General features: G+C 32.6%; 12 protein-coding genes. 1 reads left to right on the top strand and 11 read right to left on the bottom strand.

Annotated features, from left to right (window positions below):
- Positions 1-420 precede the first annotated feature (420 nt).
- From ACUSJC_RS04880 to ACUSJC_RS04855, 6 genes are all read right to left on the bottom strand, one after another.
- Positions 421-1,167 carry a LytR/AlgR family response regulator transcription factor gene (locus ACUSJC_RS04880; protein WP_449268435.1) on the bottom strand — a complete coding sequence of 249 codons (747 nt, stop codon included), beginning with the start codon at positions 1,165-1,167 and terminating at the stop codon, positions 421-423.
- Complete coding sequence (locus tag ACUSJC_RS04875) at positions 1,167-2,906, bottom strand: tetratricopeptide repeat-containing sensor histidine kinase (protein ID WP_449268434.1); 1,740 nt, start codon at positions 2,904-2,906, stop codon at positions 1,167-1,169. Before ACUSJC_RS04875 ends, ACUSJC_RS04880 begins: the two co-directional genes overlap by 1 nt.
- A 16-nt stretch (positions 2,907-2,922) precedes the next feature.
- On the bottom strand, positions 2,923-3,045 hold the full coding sequence (locus ACUSJC_RS04870) for a hypothetical protein (RefSeq protein ID WP_449268433.1): 123 nt from the start codon (positions 3,043-3,045) through the stop codon (positions 2,923-2,925).
- Positions 3,046-3,237: 192 nt separating this feature from the next.
- The gene (locus ACUSJC_RS04865) at positions 3,238-3,660 is read right to left on the bottom strand and encodes a hypothetical protein (protein WP_449268432.1); all 423 of its coding nucleotides are present in this window, start codon (positions 3,658-3,660) and stop codon (positions 3,238-3,240) included.
- Between the two features lie 310 nt (positions 3,661-3,970).
- A complete protein-coding gene (locus ACUSJC_RS04860; RefSeq protein WP_449268431.1) occupies positions 3,971-4,399 on the bottom strand; it encodes a hypothetical protein in 429 nt (142 codons plus the stop codon).
- Positions 4,400-4,471: 72 nt separating this feature from the next.
- A complete protein-coding gene (locus ACUSJC_RS04855; RefSeq protein WP_449268430.1) occupies positions 4,472-6,985 on the bottom strand; it encodes a LamG-like jellyroll fold domain-containing protein in 2,514 nt (837 codons plus the stop codon).
- A 384-nt stretch (positions 6,986-7,369) separates the two neighbouring features.
- Between ACUSJC_RS04855 and ACUSJC_RS04850 the strand changes: the two genes are divergently transcribed.
- Complete coding sequence (locus ACUSJC_RS04850) at positions 7,370-7,759, top strand: hypothetical protein (RefSeq protein ID WP_449268429.1); 390 nt, start codon at positions 7,370-7,372, stop codon at positions 7,757-7,759.
- Positions 7,760-7,868: 109 nt separating this feature from the next.
- Here the strand turns inward: ACUSJC_RS04850 and ACUSJC_RS04845 are convergent, their stop codons facing one another.
- From ACUSJC_RS04845 to ACUSJC_RS04825, 5 genes are all read right to left on the bottom strand, one after another.
- Positions 7,869-8,399, bottom strand: coding sequence for a helix-turn-helix domain-containing protein (locus ACUSJC_RS04845; RefSeq protein WP_449268428.1), 531 nt, complete (start codon positions 8,397-8,399; stop codon positions 7,869-7,871).
- 235 nt (positions 8,400-8,634) lie between these two features.
- Positions 8,635-11,331, bottom strand: coding sequence for a COR domain-containing protein (locus tag ACUSJC_RS04840; protein ID WP_449268427.1), 2,697 nt, complete (start codon positions 11,329-11,331; stop codon positions 8,635-8,637).
- Positions 11,332-12,040: 709 nt separating this feature from the next.
- Positions 12,041-12,319 carry a hypothetical protein gene (locus ACUSJC_RS04835; RefSeq protein ID WP_449268426.1) on the bottom strand — a complete coding sequence of 93 codons (279 nt, stop codon included), beginning with the start codon at positions 12,317-12,319 and terminating at the stop codon, positions 12,041-12,043.
- A 105-nt stretch (positions 12,320-12,424) separates the two neighbouring features.
- Positions 12,425-13,012, bottom strand: coding sequence for a 2OG-Fe(II) oxygenase (locus ACUSJC_RS04830; RefSeq protein ID WP_449268425.1), 588 nt, complete (start codon positions 13,010-13,012; stop codon positions 12,425-12,427).
- A gap of 15 nt (positions 13,013-13,027) precedes the next feature.
- Positions 13,028-21,274: an RHS repeat domain-containing protein gene (locus ACUSJC_RS04825; protein WP_449268424.1), complete on the bottom strand. Its 8,247-nt coding sequence runs from the start codon at positions 21,272-21,274 to the stop codon at positions 13,028-13,030.
- Positions 21,275-21,290 lie beyond the last annotated feature (16 nt).

The raw sequence follows: 21,290 nt of genomic DNA, 5'->3' as shown, positions 1-21,290 counted from the left end.
TATTTTTTTATTTATTTTCATTTTTTTTCGTTTTTGTCACACTGTAAGTGTCCCATTTTTTAATTTTAATTGTTTTTACTTCCATTTCGAACATAAAAAAAGCGCCCTTTTGGATAAAAGGACGCTTTGAAATATGATATAATCGTTTACTTTAACGCATACATAATGATACAAAACACCCTTTTCGTTTACGAGGAAAATCTCCTCCTAAGCGATAGATTGACTTTACAAGTGCTATACTATGTGTGTTTTGTGTTCTCATTTCGAGGGCAAAAGTACTGTTTTATTGTAAATAAAAAACTAAAAAATAATCTTTACTCATTATTTTTTAATAGATTCTACTAGCAGTCTATCTTTTATCTTATTTGCAACATGGAAATTATATTTTATAAACAGGAATTTTTAAATATATAGTTTTACTTATTTTAACGTACGTATCTTCTTGATCAGATCTTTATATTTTTCGCCTAAGGTTACTTTATGATTTCCTGTTAAAATAACTAAATTATCTGTTGGAATAATTTCAACAATTTTATCTACATTGACCATATAATTGCGATGCGTTCGGCAAAAAACGGTACGGTCCAGCATCTCAGAAATTTTGGTAAGTGAAATTAAAATGACGAATTTTTCATTATTTGTAACAATATTACAATATTTTTCTTCTACTTCAATATATATAATATCTGTTATCTGAACTTTCTTCAGAGACTTTCCTTTTTTAATAAATAAATGTTCGGAACTGATAACGGTATCTTCTTCTTCTCCTAAAAAAACATCATTCTGGGCGTAAAACTTTTCGATAGCCAATTCTAAAGCATATAAAAGTTCCAGTTCATTAAATGGCTTTAGCAAATAGCTAAAAGGATTCGTTAATTTGGCACGTTCAAATAAATGACGGTCAGTAGAACTTGTCAAAAAGACGAAAGGTTTAGCGGCATTGGGCAAAACACTGATGGTTTCTGCAAAAGTAATTCCTTCCGGAGATCCGTTAAGATAAATATCTATAATGAGTAGGTCTATTTTTTCTGTATAAAATATAGCTAAAGCTTCTTTGTGGCTGGAGGCTACTCCTACTACATTATATCCGTTAGCTTCTAAAACTTTTTGCAAAGCTTCTCTCTCTGACGGTGTATCTTCAATCACCAAAACATTTATGTTATCCATCAGCTCATTGTTTTACGCAAAGATACAATCATTTTGGTTCCTTTTCCCAATTCACTACTAATGTTGAATTTTCCATTGTTTTTATAGATCATTGATTTACAAAGCTGTAATCCTAACCCGCTTCCTATTGTGTTTTCATTTTTCTTTTGTGCCAATGAAATTTCCTCTTTCAAAAGTGTAGCTCGGGTTTCCTCGCTCATTCCCTGCCCATTGTCTTCAATAATTAAATCTATATATTCTGTATTATTATCTTCCGTATAGATGTTAATCTGACCATTCGGATTCGAAAATTTGATGGCATTATCAAGCAAATTCCGAAGAATTATTTTCAAAGATTCCTGATCGGCAAAAACAATAACATTCTTGGTTACTTTATTTTCAAAATGTATATTTTTTTCAATTACAAGTGACTGATAATTATAGCTCATTTGTTCCACAATAAAGAACAATCGCATGGATGTGATCTCAAAATAGGCTTGTTGACTTTGCAGTAAAGCCCAATGCAGTAAATTGTCCAGTAAATTATATGTTGAATTGGCTATCGCGCTATTTTGATGTAGTAACGTATCTAATTCTTCTAAATTTTTAGTTTGTAAATTTTGATGCAGTTTGGTATTACTGTTCTTTAGTGCATTTACTGACGAACGCAGATCGTGGCTGACGATAGAAAATAATTTGTCTTTAGTTGCATTTAAAACGTCCAATTCCTGTTTTTGTGCCAGAATGATTTTATTGGTTTTACTTTTTTCGAAGTAAAAATAGATTCCTGTTATTAGCAATAGCAGAAGAACTATAGCTGAATATAAAAAACCGTTTCTTTCGGCAATTTTTATTTTGTTTTCTGCTTGTAGAAGACTTACTTCTTTTTGTTTTTGTTTAACGGCGAACTGTTTTTCTAATTGCGCGACTTCCCAAATCTTATTTTGATCGTTTACAGAATCTTTCCATTTTTCGAACTCCTTTCGGTAAGCGATAGCGCGTTTAAAATCATTTCGGTTCTCTTCCACTACAGCCATGTTATAGGCTGTGGTATATTTCAATTTGAAATCTTTTGTTTTTTGTGCTAAATCGTATGCTTTTTGAAAATAAGGTATCGCTTGATGGTCTTTAAACTGTTCATAATATAAATTAGCCAGATCGCCATAAGATCCTACCAGCATAATAGTATCTTTCTCTTGTTCCTGCATTGTTGTGCTTGCCAAAAGATAATCTTCTGCTTTATTAAAATTTCCCAAATGCAGATAACAAATTCCTATATTGTGTTGTATGCTACTGTTTGTTATCCCATAAAATAAAGGATTTTTGATATTTTCTATCGTTTTAAAATAGTTCAATGCTCTTTCAAAATCGTGTTGTTCCAAGGCCACTTCTCCTAAAAGCATCGTTACTCTTTTGTAAAACGGAAAATTTTCAGGAATAAAAGAAAATTCTTTTTGACTTTCTTTAAATAGTTTTTTTTCTTTAAAACTATATCCTCTAAAAAAATGACAATAGTCTTTCACTTCTTTTTTTACCTCTGGAAAGCTAAGCTGTTTCATGGAATACACCAATGTGGAATCCCAGTTTTTAGCAACAAAAAAAGAATACGCTTTTATAAAATCGGGGTTTTTAGAAAGTTCCTGACTTTGTTTTTTAATTTCTTTTTCAAATATCGTTTCAACAACATCATAAGATTGAGCACTGCTTTTAGAAAAAAAACAGGTATAAAAAATAATTACTATATAAAGATAAAATCTCATAGGTAGCCGGATTAGGTTAGGTAGCAATACTAATCGGCAAGTTAGTTATTTTTTTAGAATACCATTTTTCAATCTTATCTTCTTTTAAGTTACAAGAAACTAAAGAGATTAAACATAATATCTTAATTAGAAACTTCATTTTATCACTTTTTAATGTTATATAGTCTATATGTATCTGAGTCCTTAGAGCTACTTTGCATTTTACTCAAAGTTGTAAATTCTGGTTTTCCAGCTCCATCTTTAGAATAAAAATAATGCTCACCATTTTTATCAGTTCCATAATATATTGCTGAATGCTCTCATTATCTGTATGCTCCAAAAATTATCTTTTTTATTTTCTTTCAGACAATGATTTATAGAACTCCTTGTTTTCTTTCAAATTAGGTGTGCTTAAATTTTTACCAAGATAGATTTTATAAGCTACTTCAGATTTATTCATCTTATAATCATCAATAAAAATTTGATACGTATTAGATAAATATGAAGATGATGAGTTGTAAAAATAACCATTTAAAATAGGTTTCTTGTTAATACATAACACAAACTGTCTTCCAAAATTATTTTTCATCTTCCAATCCAAATTCTTAATTTTATTAACAACCGATCCTGTCATAAAGATTTGAGATGTATTGAAATCGAATTTTAAAATTTCATCATCATTTATTAAAGGTGTTTTTTCTAAATCCCCATCTTCTATATCAAAAGCTCCTGCAAAAATTATATCATTATGAACGGTATCAAATTTTATGGACATTTGATTGAATCGGTCTAGCAAATTTTTAAACCTAAGTGTATCTTTTAATTCTTCAGGTTCATGTGCTAAATGTAGCTATTTTGTACAATAGTAAGAAAAGATTTTTTTTGTTTTTTTTAGAAAAAATAATTTTAATAGAAAATGTTTTACGGTTTTGTTTTTATTGTAATAAAAGGAGTTAAAAATTGTGTAATACTGAATTTTTGAGACGGTACAATTCGTTTTTTTTTAAAGGTTGAGAATGATATTGTTTGAAAAAAAAACAGGCAACCTGATGGGTTGCCTGTTCGCTACATTACTATTATAATTGTTAGGGTTGCACTGTTGTAAGTGTGCCTCTTGAAGTTAACGGATCTTTATCACATACAAAAGTTTCTATTTCAGTGGGCTGACTTTCCATTTTTGCAGAAAAGTTAACCTGAAATCCATAAAATGTATCCGTTTCCACGTCAGGTGCGGTATAATTAATATAGAATTGAGGTTGTCCTTTTGAACCGCTTGTATAAGTAACTGTAATTGAATTGGGTTCAATATTCTCTTGTGCCAAGAATATTACGGTGCTTACTTCCAGAATTCCTGTTCCGGCTGTATAATAGGCCTGAACCAGAGGAGGTAGCGGATTTGCCGGTCTTTTGTTTGTAAAGACAATGGCAGACTGTACCCCTTTGTTAGGAACAATGGCTTGTTTTGCTTCTGATGGTACTGATGTAGACGGATCTTTAATTTGATTGTTTTCCATGTTTTGTTATTTTGGTTAATTACGTAATTTTAAAAGTAATAAACATAAACTAAGATTCAAAAGAAAAGAATGTTATTTCTTGATTACTTTTTGAGTCGTTGTTTTAGTATCAGAAGTGATTTGGAACAAATACAAGCCTGATGGCAGATCGTTCATGTCTATAGTGTTTTGAGCAGCAGTTAATTTTTGGTTTTTCAATAGCCTTCCGTTAATGTCCAGTACTTTTAATTCGGCAGCTGCACTGTCTTGAAATGTTATTATTACTTCATTCAGGAACGGGTTAGGATAAATTTTAATTCCGTTATCTACCGAAAAATCATGAGCTGAAAGAGTAACTGTGGCTAAAGCTTCGTCTGAGATTACATCTTCACAAGGTGAAGAACCTAAAATTACTCGGAATAAATAGCCGTTAACCATCATCATATTATTTCCGGAAACCGTTAAGGTGTTTGTTGTAGAACCCGAAACGTCAGGATTGGCAAAGGAGTCATCTAAAGCTAACCAATTTGAACCACCATCCATACTTACTTCCCATTGGTAAGATGTAGCATTAGCAGCTGCAACAGTAAACACTAAATCTTCTGTTTCTATAATAGTTTGATCTTGTGGTTGAGTTGTAATTACTACCGGAGAAGAAATCGTAATACTAACAGCTGCGCGAGTACTTTCGCATCCGTTTGCATTTGTTTCAGATACATAATACGTTGCTGTACTCAAAACATCCGTTGATACTAAAGGTGTTGTTGATGATGCCGAAGCATACCAATTAGTAGTAGAACTTATTGCCGGAACAAGATCATTTGCTGTTGCAGCAGAACAAAAAGATTGGTCACTTACTACCGGAGTAACTGGCTGAGGATTAACCGTAATTGTAAAAGAATTAATAGCACTACATGAACCGTTGTTATATGAAATAGTAATGGTTGCTACGATAGGGCTTTCTGTATTGTTTACTGCTGTAAAAGCAGGTATTGCCCCTGTTCCATTTGCTGCTAAGCCGATAGATGGTGTATCATTTGTCCAAGTTACAGAACCATATAATGCTTCTACATACAATCTTTTAGAAGTACCATTACAAGGATCTCCAAAAACCGCATTAGTGGCATTGATACTTGCTGAGTTTTGTCCGACTAATGCTGTTTCAACAATTGATTGACTAGTTGCAGCGTGACAAGATCCCAATGTATAACTTCCGCAAGAACCATTAGGATTACCGTAACTTGCAAAAGGAACTGAAGTGAATGTGAAGCCTGTTGGTGCAGTCAAAGTCAATGTATTTCCTTCTGCTACCGTTCCGCAAACTCTATTTACTACTATTGCATTAGTATCTTCTCCTCCACAAATCGTTATATTACCGGGAGCTGCGGGTGTGCTTGGCACCGTTGAACCTGTTGTTATTGGAGAACCTGCTAACCAGTTAGACGTTGCACCTGTTAATGCAAAGTTTGTTAAGGTTCCATTATTTGCATTGGCTGTTGCATCAGTCAAAGTCGTAACAGTTGAATTATCCGCTTGGTCTGTTCCTTGGTTAAATGGGTAATAAGCAACTAAACCATTTTCTGTTCCTTGCAACTCACAATTCATTGAACCTGCAATTTGTTCAGCTGTTCTTGCAGTAGTCCAAACACGAACTTCATCTATATTTCCTGTGAAATTTTCAGTATTTGAACCAATTCTAGAACCAATATTAAATTGATCCGTAGTTGTAGGTAAGCTAACCGGAGCTGCTTGAGAACCGACTAAATTCCCGTTTGCATATACATACATGTTTGAGCCATCATATACAGCCGCAATATGAGTCCAGGTATTTAACGGAACTGTGAAAGCAGCGTTTAAAACAGTGGAATTCAACCAAAATTGAATATTGTTATTATTTCTTACACGCAATAAGATTTTATGATAACTACCATTGTAATCTGTAATAATGTTATTCCACCCGTTTAAAGCGGAAGGATTAATCCAAGCCTCGAGTGTTAATGTACTTGTATTATTAATAGCCGAAGAAATTGAAGTCCCTAAATTTACATAATCATTAACTCCGTCAAAATTTAAGTGAGTGGCTGGCATTGGCACACTAACATAGGTTTTAAACCATAAATCGTAATCTGTTGAAGCACCGAAGTTTCCATTGTATAATATTCCTCCTGAATAATTATTTCCACCCTTCATCGAAACCAATAACCTTCCTGTGCTAGAAGCAGAAGGAGATATTTTAAAAGTATTCACAGTTCCCGATGTAACCGAAACCGGAGTAAAGTTGACAACCAGTTCCCCAAAGAAATTATCTGCAACACTAAACGTATGTGTTAGCAATACTGTACCGTTTACCCCTTCTCCTGCATAAATGGTCAAATCAAAATCACCAGCTATAGTAGGATATACAGGGCTCTGCTGTATATCAACCGAAATACGGGATAACATCCCTGTTAAACCATTGGTAAAGGACTGGGCTAAGTGTGGATAATTAGGGTTTAATATTAATTGTCCTGCATCATAAGAGGTGTTACTCTGATCTAAAGTCTGTGCATTACTAACCAGTTGAAAAAAGGTTAGGATTAATAGTAAAAAGTAATTTTTTTGCTTCATAAGTGTACTGATTTTAAAATGGTAAATGGTTTATAAATATTTCTTAATCGGGTGATTTCTAAAGAAAATCACGTCTACAAATGTAGAAGAACACTGAGGGAAATTTTGAAAAAATGGAATGAAAGCAGTTTTTTTGAGGCATGAAACCCTGTTTTTTCTGAACGGAAATCTAAGGCTGTTTAAATCAGGAGGAATTGCGCATATAAAAACTTACAAATACTATTTATTACCGTATTGATGGACAAAAAACGAGTATTCATTCCTTTTTAAAGGATTGCAATTGAGCAGTGTAGTAGTTTTGGGATATGAATTTTGAAGTCAAACAAAATTTTTCGAATGGAGACCGGAAACCATTTTAAAAACGGGGCGTAACCGAAAAGCCAAATGAGTAGGAACCAAAAAACATCAATTATGAAAAAATATTTTTTAGCTCTTGCAGCCTGTTCGTTGTTCAGTTGTTTCAACACTACTTTAAAAGCACAGACGGTAACACTTTCCGGCGCTAATGTGGTTACTTGTAATGCAGTCAATGCTGTTTATGTCAGCGGATCATTAAGCGGTCGAAAAGGAGTGCCGATAACGGCTTATTCGGTTTACCTGATCTATGGACCGAAGAACGAAACAGTTCGGATCGATACGGTTCAGTCAACCGGCGGGCAGTTCAGCTACATCGGATTAGTTCCGGACGGTACAAAGATCACGGCACCTTATCAGGTTAAGGTAACTACGAATCGTGAAGTAAGTAGTACAGTCGCGGCTTCATCTTGTGAATAGTTTCAGTATAATGTACAGCCCTTGTTAAGTAATTTAATTCGCGAAACCTGTCCAGAATATTGGTTAACTTCATCGGGCAGGTTTTTTTCTATGGAAATGCAAGCATGACTTAACTCCGATATTGTTTCAATTCCTTTTCCAACTCTTGTTGAAAGCTGTGATGGTTTTTTAGTTTTAATGCCAGTTTGGCCTGTTCCGGCAAGCCGTATTTTTGCATTCCGTTTCGGGCTTTTCGTTTTAAGAATGCTATAAAAGCGGGAGAAGGTTTCTCGGTTTCCTCTGTATCTTGTTCCAGAAGTGCTGTTAAACGGGACAGTTTCAGACTTTTTTGATATTTTTCCTTGGACTGTTCCAGTTTGCGTTCCAGTACTTGTCGGTTGAATTGGTTTTCCAATAATTCTCGCTCCAAGAAAGCAACATAGTCCTCTTTTTCAAAAGTTTCGTTGTTTGCCGATTGCAAAAGCGCTTCCTGTTTTTGGAGGTCATGGTAGAGCGTAACCAACCGAAGTTTGGCCTTTACAGGAAGTTCCCGCTGTCCTATTTCAAACATTCCTATTCTGCTTTTGGGAATCTTTAGCAGCTGTGCGGCTTCTTCTTGTGTGAGTCCGAGTGCTTCCCGAAATTGGCGTGCTTCTTTCATGGTTTGATAAAGGAATCAATTGTGATCTTTATTTCTAAAACGATTTTTTAATCACGTTATTGTGATTGTTTTGTGGTGTAATAAAAATAAATCACAAGTTGTTTGAATGAGAACCTGAAAAGTCTTTTTACAGGTGTTCCTTTTTGTTTTTTGATTGACTTACCAGATTCAGCCATTAGGCTTGTGTTCTAGCTTTTTATAAAATAACGAGGAAGAAAATAAATAGTAATAATGATTAATCACTTAAATGAATTAAAAAATGATATAAAACAAGCTCTTTTTTCATATTCAATCCAAAGTATTTAGTTTTAAATATAGCGATAGCACTGCCATATTGATTATATAGTTCAGTCACATCTTTTGTTTCAATAAAGTTGTGAGTTTTAATAGTTTCTTCATTATTTAAATATTTAAAATATTTTTTAGCAAAACTTGAAAATGTCTTACCATCATAATACAAGCCAAAATGAACCACATTCAATCCTGTTGGATTATAATTATTGATTGTTTTTTCAATATGTTCATTAATTATTTTTATATTTAATGATTTTAAATTTACTCCTTCAAATAAACTATATGTCATATTTTTATTATCTGTAAATTTAATATCAAGTTCGCCAAAATTTATTTTAGTTTTTGATTGTCCATGTAATGATTGATCTTTAGCAGTAAGTCCAACTGAAGATAGTTGATTAGTTATGAAAGTGTTTCTATGATTTTCATCTTTTCCAATACTTTTCTTAATACTTTGTAAATTATATAAAGCACTAAAAATAGGATAAATTAACTCGAATTGAATATTTGAAGTTTTATAACCATTAATTAAATCTTTTATTACTATTTCCTCAATGCTTTCATTACATGTAATTTTTTCTTTATTTTTTTTTAAAAATCGATATAAATATTCTTTTTCATAATAGAAAGGAGTTACTTTTTTTAAACATTCATTACAGTTACAAGCATATTCTTGTTTAAAATCTTCTTTCTCTTTTAATTTCAATTTTAAGTGAACATTATCAATTTCATTTAAAATTATACTAAGCATTTTACCTTTCTCTACCCCATATACATTAATATTAATATTTCTATCAACTTTATTGTATTTTATATAGGCTGAGGAATTCTCTTTTAACAAATAAGCACTGGATTTCCAAAACATGTCCTTTTTAAGCATATAACTTAATTTACAAATTAATCTGGCAAAAAGATTGCTAGGTAACGACTGATATTGAATTCTAAATTTAAGTGCATCTTCTTCATAAATTAAAGAAATTTCAGATTTCTTTTCGAAATCTAAAAAATCAGGGATTATATAGTAGTCCGAACCGCTTTGTCTAAAACAGATTTCAAACTTTTCCATCAAATGTATTAATTCCTGATGCTTTTCAATTGGATAAATACTTAAATCCCAATACTTTTCAAGATCATTGACCGTAAATTTTCCTTTGTTTTTTTGTATTTCAATTGTATCATATAATAAATAAACTGCTTTAGTCGCCCATTCTGGATTAATTATAATTAAAGTTTTTAAAAAATTATCATTTTGAAAATGAATAACATCCCCTATGTCGTGTAAATATTGACTTATTATTTTTGATTTATCAGCACTATCAATTTTACCAATTTCTTTACAAATTTTTAGATATTCTGTGTAAGATATGTAATCTCTATCAATATTTTTTATCTCAGACCTGATTTTTTCCCAATAAAAAGGCAGATAATCTCCCATTTTTTTTAATTTCTTTATTGTATCTGCAATTAAAGATTTTAACTCGTCAATACCTTCTTTAGTAAAACATGATATATTTAAAAAATTAACAATATTACTATGTTTGTTCTTAAAATATTCTTCATCAATTGTTTTTATTCCATTTTCAGATTTATTCATTACAATAATAACATGACTATCCAAAGTCAAATTATTCAATAAACTCAACCAATAATCAAAAGAAATTGATTCAGTATCTTTTCTACTATCCCATAAAATTAAATAGATGGAATTGTCTGTTAAAAAAAATTGATGTGTATTTAAATATATTTCTTGCCCTCCAAAATCCCATACATTAGCAATTACTTCTTTTTTTACCTCAAATATATCTGGGTGAAAATCTCTCATTTCAATATCAAATTTAAGGTCATCACTTAATTGATCCCAAACTGATGAAACAAGAGTTCTCTGACTTTGATAAATAACTTCACTATCATCAAATTCATCATCAAATTCATCATCAAATTCATCATCAAATTCTAAATTATCAGGATAAGAAGTAAAATAAAGATTAGAATTATCAGGTTCATTATCCAAATATTTATTTGTTGCTGGAAAAAATACATCAAATCCTATTTTATTAATCTCTATTCCATTTGTTTTATTTTCTTTCCCAATTTCAAGTTTATATTCGTTATTTATTAGAACTTTTACTAAACTAGTTTTACCAACATCACCAGCCCCCACTAAAACTAATTTAAATTCAAATAATTGCTTATTATATTTTCTTAATTTAAGACTTTCAATGTAATATTCAATAGTATCTAAATCTTTATCCGCAATACAATCTGGTAAAAAATTTAAAAAAGGATTGTTATCAAACAAAATTTCAACATCATAATAATATTCTTTAATTACCGGAATCTGATACATTAAATTATTACAGATGTTGATTTTTTTTATAGAATATTTAAAATTAAGAATGATTTCAAAACTAGATAAGTAATTATTTGATAAATCTAAGAACTGTATCGATTTTAAAGAAAATAACTCGTTTGGAACACTTATTAATTGGTTATAACTTAAGTTAATTTCAATACAATCATTCAACTCTAATATTGATTCAGGAAGTTTAGACATTCCCATTCCACTCAAATCTAAATATAATAATTTTTCTCTTTTTACTTTTTCTATTTTATCTAATATTTCCAATTCTAAACTCATAAAATTTAGTGTTTAAATACTCTAATAACAATCTCATATAATTTAAACATTTTTCTCTTTTAAAACTATATACTAATTGTCTTTTAAATATTTTAAGTAGTTTTATTTTCTTAATAAATCTTTTTCAAATTTAACAAAAAACACTTACCAAAAACAGGTAAAAAACACCCTTTTTAAATACGTTTTTTGTTTTGCCTTTGTTCGGGGTTTGTTCGGGGTTTGTTCGGAAAAGCATGCGAAAAACCTACTAATTACCGAACAAGTACCGAACAAAACCCTAATAAATAGCCATAGTTACTATTTAAAGCTTTTTAATGTAATCCTCTCTACTACCATCATCTGCATTCGTACCATTTTAGGTGTAAATGTAGCGACTACCTCTACCAAATCTTCTTGGTTTGCCGATTAGAAATAGAAAAGCGCCCCTTTGGATAAAAGGACGCTTTGAATATGGTATACTTGTTTGTTTTGATGCATACCTAATGATACAAAACACGCTTTTCGACTACGAGGAAATTCTCCTCCTAAGCGATAGATCGACTTTACAAGTGCTCTGTGTGTTCTGTTCTCATTTCGAAGGAAAATATACGTTTCATTTTTTACATAAAAATTACATCTAAAAATGCTGAAATTATAAGATTATGTTAACTCGTACTGCTTAACCACAAAATCCGATTTTAAAACGGAAACCAAACCGGGAACACTCTCTTTATTTTTTAGAACATCCCTTTATTGTAGCTTCAATGCCGTTCCATATTTGACTTTCAGAAGCTAATCCGGGTTTTTTAATTATTGTATAAGCTACGCTGTTACTGGTGGGATTAAAATTAAACTCTAAAAGTACTTCACCTACAATTGTACTTGTTTTTGCCGTTCCGGCATTAGCTTCGGGTGGAGCATAAACCGTTCCGTGTTCTTTTAAGCTTGTTGCTTTTACACATTCCCAAATGGATGGTGTTACTCCATTAAAAGTTTTTGATTTTGACATGATGCTTGTTTTTAAAGTTGTTTCGTTTTAGCCTCTTAACTATCTTTCCTATACGTCTGTAATGGAAACCTCATCCTTATTTCTAAAAAAATTAATTATTTTATTCTATCGAAAAGGCGGTCCATAAATCCATAATACCAATGATTTTCTTGTTCCTTTTGTTACAGGAGTAACTCTATGTAAGAAATAAGAAGGAAATAGTATTACGCATCCTTTTTTCCTTGGTAGTTTTACCACTTCATTTCCTATCATAAACTCAAAATCGCCACCTTCATAGTCTTCCGGATCGGATAATTGCATCGTAATACTTACTTTTCTTCGGGCATATTTTTCACTTCCTAAGTCCATGTGCCAATCAAAATGTCCGCCATCGTGATGATAGACTGTATATTGTAAATCATCCACTATTTCTGTAAGATCAAATTTCCAAAGAGATGTATTTGCTTCTGTACCCATAGTAATAAATCTTTCATACAACCATTTAAAATCCGGAACTTCTTTTCCAAGCCATTTAACTTCGCTTTTCCGTTTTGTTTCTAAATCATCCGTATCCTGTGCTATTTTTGCCATATTAAAAGGAATAGACTCCTGAATTTGTTCAATTTGGAGTAATTCATCTTCTGTAAATGCTTCTTGAAACCAATACCAATTGTCTAATTGGCATTGGTTATAATTATCTAATAGTATATTCATAATCCGTACTATTTTTTACAATCTAATGATTCCATCAGCCGGAACTTGATATTTAGGGGCTCCGATATTCATAAAATTAAGTTCTTTTTGAGCTCTTTCTTTTGCATACGCTTTTGTTTCTAAAGACCCGATACTTCCTCCCACAAATCCTCCTACAACGGTATTCATAAGTCCTGTATCAAAACTATTTCCATGAATGGCATTTGATCCTAATTGAAGGGATACACCAATGGCTTCAGATTTTGCTATGCCTGCTGCCATTCTTGAAAATAGATTTCCCCATCCGGATTTATAATCGATACCCGGTATTGCCCATGATAATGTAGAGCTCAATACTCCTTGGATTAAGGCTTCGCCCAAACCGGCACTTAAATTGTTTCCATGTGCTGCATTATCTATTAATGTAGCCGATGTAACCGCTAATTCGGCACCGGCAACGGCAAAAGCTCCTTCTATTCCGGCATTGGCTACCTTAGCTAAAGTACTTACTGTTTCGCCTGCTTCTGCCGCGGCTTTTACTCCTGTAGCGGCTTCTGCTGCAATTGAACCTGCCGCTCCGAAACCGCCTGTTATAGCCCCTGCAACAAATCCGATCGCTGTATTGATACCATATTCTTTCCAACTGAAATCGTTTGTTATTAAACTAACGGAAGAATACGTTACAGAGCTTACTCCTGCGCCTATAAATGCTCCTGCCAGAGAAGCTAATCCTATACTTGCCGGTGTAGAAAGACCTCCTGTAACTACTTCTAAAACTCCTGCTACAACATCTATAGCTACACCTATTAAAATTTCAAATGCTCCGATAATAGCACCTCCTATTGCGGAAAAGAAATTACCTATAGAAAAATTACCCGATGGGTCAATGTAAACTAACGGACTATTTCCGGCATAGATATAAGGGCTAAAGAATTGATTATAATTATCAATTACTCCAAATCGTCCTATTCTACTAAAATAAAAACGAGCTTTGTAATTGTATATTCCTAATTCATAATCATATTCCTGACTGGTAAATAGATAAGGAAAAAAATCGGTTTCAGGCTGAGCAACCACAGTTACGTTTCCATAGACATCATATTCATAAGCTGCAATAGCATTAGCATTATCGTCCATGATTACTCGCACAGAGCCCAAATGGTCCTTTAAAGTAAAATAGGTATTATTATTTTTTACAAAGGATACTATACCTATTGGTCCGTATACCATATATAAAGTATCTTTTACACTATTGCTTTTCTTTATTTGTACTAACGGATTACCTGATAAACTTTTTACATACAACGTACTTTCTTGAACAGAGCCTCCGGAGTATTGTTGTTTTAATACTCTATCGCTTGAATTGTTATAAAATAATTTATATTGTTTTTCAAGATTTAAATCATGTATAACAGCGGTCATACGCGAACCGGCATCGTAGGTAAATTGTAGTTGTTGCGCTTCGTAACCGTCAGCATCAGAGGTTTGATAATGTGCGATTGAACCGTTTAAATTGTATTGAAAATCAAATAAAGTACTTTGATCTTCTATAGCTGTTACTTTTTGAAGACGATCTCCTTTTCCTATTTCCGGTTCAAATTGATAGGTTTTAGAATCAATCGTTATCGTGTCAAAATTTCCGTTATTATCAAACTTATATTGCTTATTCAACGCATTCTGTCCTCTACTCTCTGTCACATTTTCTAATGCATTCAGTGAATTATAAGTATTGGTAAAAGTAGAACCGGCACTCATAGCTGAAGGATATTGAAAACGAATAGCTGCCGATTGTCCGTTGTAATAAGCAGGCCCTTCCGGCAATGAGGTTTGTAAGGTTTCTTGAAAAATAAAAGAACTGTCTTGTGTTTTAGTATCCTTTACATTATCAAGCCATACAGGAGAATTATAGCCATAATTACGAATAAAACTATTTCCGGTAGGATTTAACGTTTCTTCTAAAGGTTTTCCGGTAGGATTATAAGTATAAGAAGCAATATTACCTGAAGAAGCAGTAGTTCCTATACGCTCAATTTGTCCGATACTATTATAGGTATAATAAACCGAATAAGGAGTACTTCCTTTTTCAACCGGATAATCAATTTGAGTAATCCCGCCTAAATTATTGTAATAAAAACGCGTTTCATAATTTTCAGTATCAAAATCAACTACTTTTTGAGTTCTGCTAATTACATTGCCATAGATATCATATAAGAAATTTTCTATTACATCTGCAGTATCTTCTTCCGAATGATTATTCTCTGTTTTTACTACTTGTCCTATTTGATAAGGAGCATTAGTTCCATCATAGTCATAATAGGTTTTCATTCGCCAGGTTGAACCGTTTTCGGGATATTCCGGATGGTAATTGGCTTGTTCTTGTAAAATATTTCTATCCCAAACTCCTGTAACATATCCCGTTTCGCTTATTCTTCCTGAAAGGTCATATTTATAATATTGATAATTTCCTTGTGATTTTCCTTCTGCGTCTTGACGGAAACGCAAACGATTGGCTCTGTCATAGATCATTTCTGTAGTTCCTCCGTTTGCATTTGAAGTACTCATTAATTGACCTATAAAATTATACGTTTGATAACTGATCCAATCTTCATTATTTTGTGCACCTTCTTGATAATTGGGTGATAATGCACGTATCGGATATCCTAAATCATTATAATAAACTGCTGAAACAATTTCTTCTGTTGCCGATTTTTGACTTACTTTTCTAACTTCTTGATTTCTCTTATCGGTAATAGTATACGTTTTATTTCCATTTTGATCTGTAACACTTGCTTGATAATATTCTCCTTTGGGCAAACCATGAGTTCCGTCATTACTGCCATATTCGTACTTTTGAGTATTGGCTCCTAACTTATAGGCTACACCGGGCATGGATTGCTCAAGTATTCTTCCCAGCGGAGAAGTTTCGTAGCGATATCCAAAATAAGGATACCCTTCGTCCTCTTGATACGTGTCTGCTATTAAACCTTGCATTTTTTGTGTCTCAAAATCATACAAAGCAAACTCTGAGATATACTGAAAAACAGGTGTATTTGTAGCGGCTTCAACAAAAGCAGGCTTGGTATTGGCAATTATATTTCCTTGGTTGTTATAAATATTTTGGATGACAGTCATTCTGGTATTATCTAACAATTGAGACTGTATATCATTTCCTACTGCATTCACAAAGGTTTGCGTAGCCATAGGGCTAATCATTGTCAATAAGCTACTGATACTGATCTTATTGTTTGTAAATAAGCTCAGTTTTCCGGAAATAACACTATTCGATTTATAATTAAACACAAGTATTCCATCGGCAAAAAACAACAACGTATTTTTAGTAACCATAACAAGCCATTGCGATGCTAACGAGGTTATTTCTGTTGCATTAGAAGTCTGATTTATTTTGTAGAACTTATTAAATTCTGATTCATATACGGCCTCTTCTTTTGCATTGACCGCATTTGGAATAACTTTAGAATAGCAACCTGTTCTTAACAATACAGATTGTGCGTCCTCTTTCGATTTAGGATGGCTTATTTTTATACTTGGTTTTTTAAACTGAAGAATTTGATGATCGCTTCCTAATAATTCCCATTGACTCGTAGAAGGATTCCACTGAATGGTATATTGATCTCCTATTTGTAAGCCTAATGCGTTCGAAATGATTTCTTTGGGCATTAATTGAACTAATAATCCATAATCGTTCCATTCGTTTCCTTTGTAATTTAAAATGCCTTCGCCGGAAGATTTTGTATAATTCAATACACCATTTTCTGTTTGCCAGTCTTGCTCATTAGAAGGTGTCCAATAGTTTTTCCATTCATTACCCTGAGTAAAAGAAAGAGCATCTCCTCCGTTAACAGCCATTATTTTTAGTTTACTATTAGGGTTTTCTATAGAAAAAGCATTGTCATTTCCGGTTCGTGAAAAATAATTTGTTGCTATTGATGTTGTCTTTTCTGCAAAACTTGTATTGGCCACTATTCTTTGGTAATTATCAAAAAACTTTCTTTTTACTTCTCCGTTTGAACCTAAACTAGCTTGAATAGCATCAATCTGAGTATTAACCGAAGTTGCAGAAAATAGACTTTGCAAAGGAGAAAAACGAACACAATCTACTAAAACCGCAGTTGCAGTATTATTATTTTGTGCCTTAATACTAATGGTTATAGCACTATTTCCATTTGCTTGTATTGCTTTTAAATTTAAAATTTGATACACATATAACCATTTGCCTACTTCATTACCAAAAGACAACTCTATTTCATTTCCTACGGTTGTTCCGTTTTGGCTAAAAGATACGATCCATTTTGCATCGCCTTTGGTAGCATCAAAACCATCCGGAAGTTTCACATAACTTGAAAAAACATAATCCTGTAATTGATTTTGAGGAGTAAAACTATTTTCTAAACCTATTCCTTTTTCTATTTTTAAGGATGCTTGTCCTATTTTGGCATCTATGGTTGCGTCTTTATCATTAGGAATAATACTTGCATTGGGTAAAATGATCCATCCGTCATTATCTTCATACGATTCAAAACTTAAAAATGAAGCTTCTTCTCCTGTTTTACTAGCAGTTAAAAATTCGGCTATTTGAAATTGAGCATCTGTGCTATAGATATACGATGATTGTACACCTTCCACATTCATCATTTCATTTACCGTATCATAAACCCCTCTGGTAACAACTTCTTGTTTTTTTAACCAATCATTATTATTTTGAATCGTAGAGAAATCAAAATCAGGTGTATTCTCATCATTGCCTAACCATTCAAAATTTTGAAAAGGAGACCATTTCCATTCCGCATTAGCTGACCAGTTTTTCCATGTAACAATTTTAGAGTTGACGCACTTTTTTTCTGTGTTTTTATCACTTATAAATACCGATTCCTGTGCTATAGCATTCAACAAGTGTTTTTGTTGCATTGCAGCTTGATACTCCGGAATCTGAATAGCGTATTTTTTTTCACCGGTGATTGTTTTCTCATCGCCATTTGAGTCATAATAAGAACTAAAAGAACGCATGGGCAATCCAATATCCTGATAATATTCTATGGTTGATAATTGAGTAACACCATCTTGTTCTGATACTGTTTTACTTATTCTAAAAAAAGCGCCAAATAAATAATTTTTCTGATTTACATTAGCAGTAAATATTTGCCAATAATTAATATCCTTACTTACTAAAGTACCTTCTTTATCATATTGCAATTTTTGTAATAATGCGCCATTTAGCAACTGGCTGTAGTTATACACCCAATTTGTATTGTAAGGAATTTCATTTTGCAAAGACACTCCGTTAGAAAAATAACTAATTAAAATGCCACTTGTTGTTAAAGTAACATCCGGTATTTTTGTACCCATAAAAGTAGTTACTTTCGGAAATTGTGCTAAACCGGAACGGGCATCATACGTAATAATAGATTGTGCCGAACGAGCATAATTATACGATTGATAAAAAACGTCTTCCCTATTTACATCATTTGTAATAGCGATATAAGATACCGGAGTTACCTGAACCGAATCAGTAGCTTTACCATCTACTACTTTATATAGAGCCAGAGAACTACAAGTATCAAATTCCTGATTAGAAGGATAGGTTACAAAAACATCTGCTCCGGCTAATAAAGTACCTGCTTTTACCGTTTCTTGATCCACCATTATTTTCTGTCCGAAGCCTTCAGAAGTAATAGGTAATTTTACAGGCGCGCTTAAGCTACCGTTAATAGGGTTTACAAAATACGTTTGGGCATTATCATCTGTAGTGTCTTGATACGCAATGTACATAGAAGCTCTGTTCTGAACCGTTTCAGGAGCATTTAAATTATTTAATTGCTGTGTTAGCTTCATCCAGTTACCATTTGTATTCTGATAAAAAACATCTTTGCCAACCGTCATATAATTACCGCTCACGGTACTATTTTTACCTGTTGAAGCTAAATTTTGAGGGGTTCCCCATGAGCCAAAATTCGGGTTAAATTGCAAATATTGATTGCTGTTATTTTGTCCTTGCTCTTTAGACATCGTTGCAATGTCTAAGCCGGCTGCAAAATGTACACTATCTTCGGGCTTAGTACTAAAAGCAGCGGATTTCCAATTTAGCGGATTATTGCTATTTCCCATTCCGCCAGTATATCTATTCAAGAAGGGATTATTCGCTATCAAAGAATCGGTCAATATCGTAGAAAACAATTGGTATTGCGATTTTCCTTCTACAATAGGAGACTCATAGGTTTTCACTAAAGGCGTTCCTGCATTAAGCAAATTGAAATTCTTATCCCATTGCAGAATTCTAAGGCTATAACTTATTTTTGTATCCGTTTGATCTGTAATATAAGTAGCTACTCCAAAGGAATTACTCAAAGTCATATTCAATGGAAAATCTAATCCTTCAGAGTCATTTTTATAAATAGTAACATTTGAAGTATTGTATACTGTACTTTTAGACCAAACATTGTTCCCATTGTGATAAAACAATTGAAATTGTAATAGTTTTGAAGTGAAATTATAGAAGGTTGCAATATAATAATTATCTATTGCCTTGATTGCTATATTAGAAGCTTTAGAAACATCGGAAGGAGAAGGTATTGCAATTGCTATTCCTCCTTGTTGTACGTTAGCCGAGTTATTCCATGCTTTTTGTTTCCAATTCCACTGAAATACGGTAATAGGAGTTGTAGTAATATCTTTACCGGAAACAATAACAAAATCTTTACCCGATTCGACGCTTACTTTTGACGTTTCTGATTGTAACGGAAAATATTGCGCTCCATTCGTTAAATTAAACGTTCCGAATTGTTCCGGATTTCTTCGGTATAAAAATAATTGGAATTGTTTCTTTGTTTTGTCGGTAAAATAAAGCGCTATATAATCTTGTTTGGTGATTACGCCTAAGCTATCGATATCAAAATCAACATTATTAAAATAATTTTGAGTTGATATATCTGAATTTAATTGATATTCAGACCAATTACCCGACCAGGAATGTACTTTAGCCACTAGTTTTTTGTTTGTCTTATCATACCAGGTAATTACGGTATAATCAGACCCAAACCAAACCCTTGGCGTTGCATTAACCAATGGGGCATTAATTTTTATATTACGAGCACTATTTAAAGGTTCTTCTTTATAACTATAAATCGCTTTTGCTCCTTGCGGATAAAGAATACTTTTTAAAGCCCCCGAATTAATATCTTGAATTGTATCATAATACTCAAACTCAATACCAGGTAATGTATTGCCACTGGGTTGCACTTGCCAAAAGCTTTTTAAAACCCTTTTCCATAGTAAAGGATATACCTCAACCTGGCTATTAATTCCTAAATTAATGAAATCATATTCAAATAAGATGGTAAATTGAAGAATGTTCCGTTTATTTCTTACTTCAATATAATCTAAATAACGTGTTTCATAGCTGTCTTGGTAAGCATTAGGGGTAGGCTGATCCGTATGAGCGGATTGATATTCTACAATATTTTTAGTCCCCGGATTTTTAGCGCCATATTTCTCTCCGTAAAAAAATACAATGGTTCTTTTAAAACTATCCTCTATTTTTTTAAGATAAGATGCTTGTGTATAAACAAGACCATTAGCATTTCCTACAGGAACATCTACATTGTCATACGTATAAAATACTGATTCTCCCCAAGTATTTCTAACTTCTGATAAATTCCAAGCACTTGCAAAATGTTCTTGTCCTATAGTTACATTAGAAGTTCCCATCCAGTTGCCCCATTGCACTCCATATTGAACCGTATTTCTACCGCTATTTTTATCTCCGTAGATAAAAGCAGTTCCATCTTCCTTAATTATGGTCCATTTCTCATTATAAGCATCATATTGAACATCCCAAAACTCATAATTTCTAAGTTGAAATAATAAGATATCTACCGGATTTGCAGGTAAAAATCCATCTTGTATCAATTGGTTTGCACTACCGTTACTCGCTAAAAAATATTCATCAGACGAGCTGGTACCGCTGCCATTTTTATTGACCATAATTTTATCAAACGACATATCCCAACCCAATCCTAAAATTCCGGTCGGATTTGAAATATTCCAGTTTTTAACTGAATTTTGAACATTACTGTTATACATCATATTAATATCTACGTCTAAACCTTTTCTTCCTTGAAAAGTGGCAATATTAATAGGTATATTAACGGTCCCTGTAAATAGATTAACACTATCTTTTACCTGACCAACTGCTTTATTATCAAACTGAAATGTAGTAACTTGAGGTTTACTCTGCTCAGTATTTGCTTTTGTATTATTGAAACTCATCTTTTTGTTGTTCTGT

Source organism: Flavobacterium sp. U410 (genome assembly GCF_053570605.1).
Note: the sequence above shows the minus strand (reverse complement) of the source record. Positions and strands in the feature narration are given on the sequence as shown.

What these genes read in the sequence shown, in the direction of transcription:
- ACUSJC_RS04875 (WP_449268434.1), bottom strand. Translation starts at nt 2,906, where the DNA reads ATGAGATTTTATCTTTATATAGTAATTATTTTTTATACCTGTTTTTTT.
- ACUSJC_RS04845 (WP_449268428.1), bottom strand. Translation starts at nt 8,399, where the DNA reads ATGAAAGAAGCACGCCAATTTCGGGAAGCACTCGGACTCACACAAGAA.
- ACUSJC_RS04855 (WP_449268430.1), bottom strand. Translation starts at nt 6,985, where the DNA reads ATGAAGCAAAAAAATTACTTTTTACTATTAATCCTAACCTTTTTTCAA.
- ACUSJC_RS04850 (WP_449268429.1), top strand. Translation starts at nt 7,370, where the DNA reads ATGAGTAGGAACCAAAAAACATCAATTATGAAAAAATATTTTTTAGCT.
- ACUSJC_RS04840 (WP_449268427.1), bottom strand. Translation starts at nt 11,331, where the DNA reads ATGAGTTTAGAATTGGAAATATTAGATAAAATAGAAAAAGTAAAAAGA.
- ACUSJC_RS04865 (WP_449268432.1), bottom strand. Translation starts at nt 3,660, where the DNA reads ATGTCCATAAAATTTGATACCGTTCATAATGATATAATTTTTGCAGGA.
- ACUSJC_RS04880 (WP_449268435.1), bottom strand. Translation starts at nt 1,167, where the DNA reads ATGGATAACATAAATGTTTTGGTGATTGAAGATACACCGTCAGAGAGA.
- ACUSJC_RS04830 (WP_449268425.1), bottom strand. Translation starts at nt 13,012, where the DNA reads ATGAATATACTATTAGATAATTATAACCAATGCCAATTAGACAATTGG.
- ACUSJC_RS04870 (WP_449268433.1), bottom strand. Translation starts at nt 3,045, where the DNA reads ATGAAGTTTCTAATTAAGATATTATGTTTAATCTCTTTAGTTTCTTGT.
- ACUSJC_RS04825 (WP_449268424.1), bottom strand. Translation starts at nt 21,274, where the DNA reads ATGAGTTTCAATAATACAAAAGCAAATACTGAGCAGAGTAAACCTCAA.
- ACUSJC_RS04835 (WP_449268426.1), bottom strand. Translation starts at nt 12,319, where the DNA reads ATGTCAAAATCAAAAACTTTTAATGGAGTAACACCATCCATTTGGGAA.
- ACUSJC_RS04860 (WP_449268431.1), bottom strand. Translation starts at nt 4,399, where the DNA reads ATGGAAAACAATCAAATTAAAGATCCGTCTACATCAGTACCATCAGAA.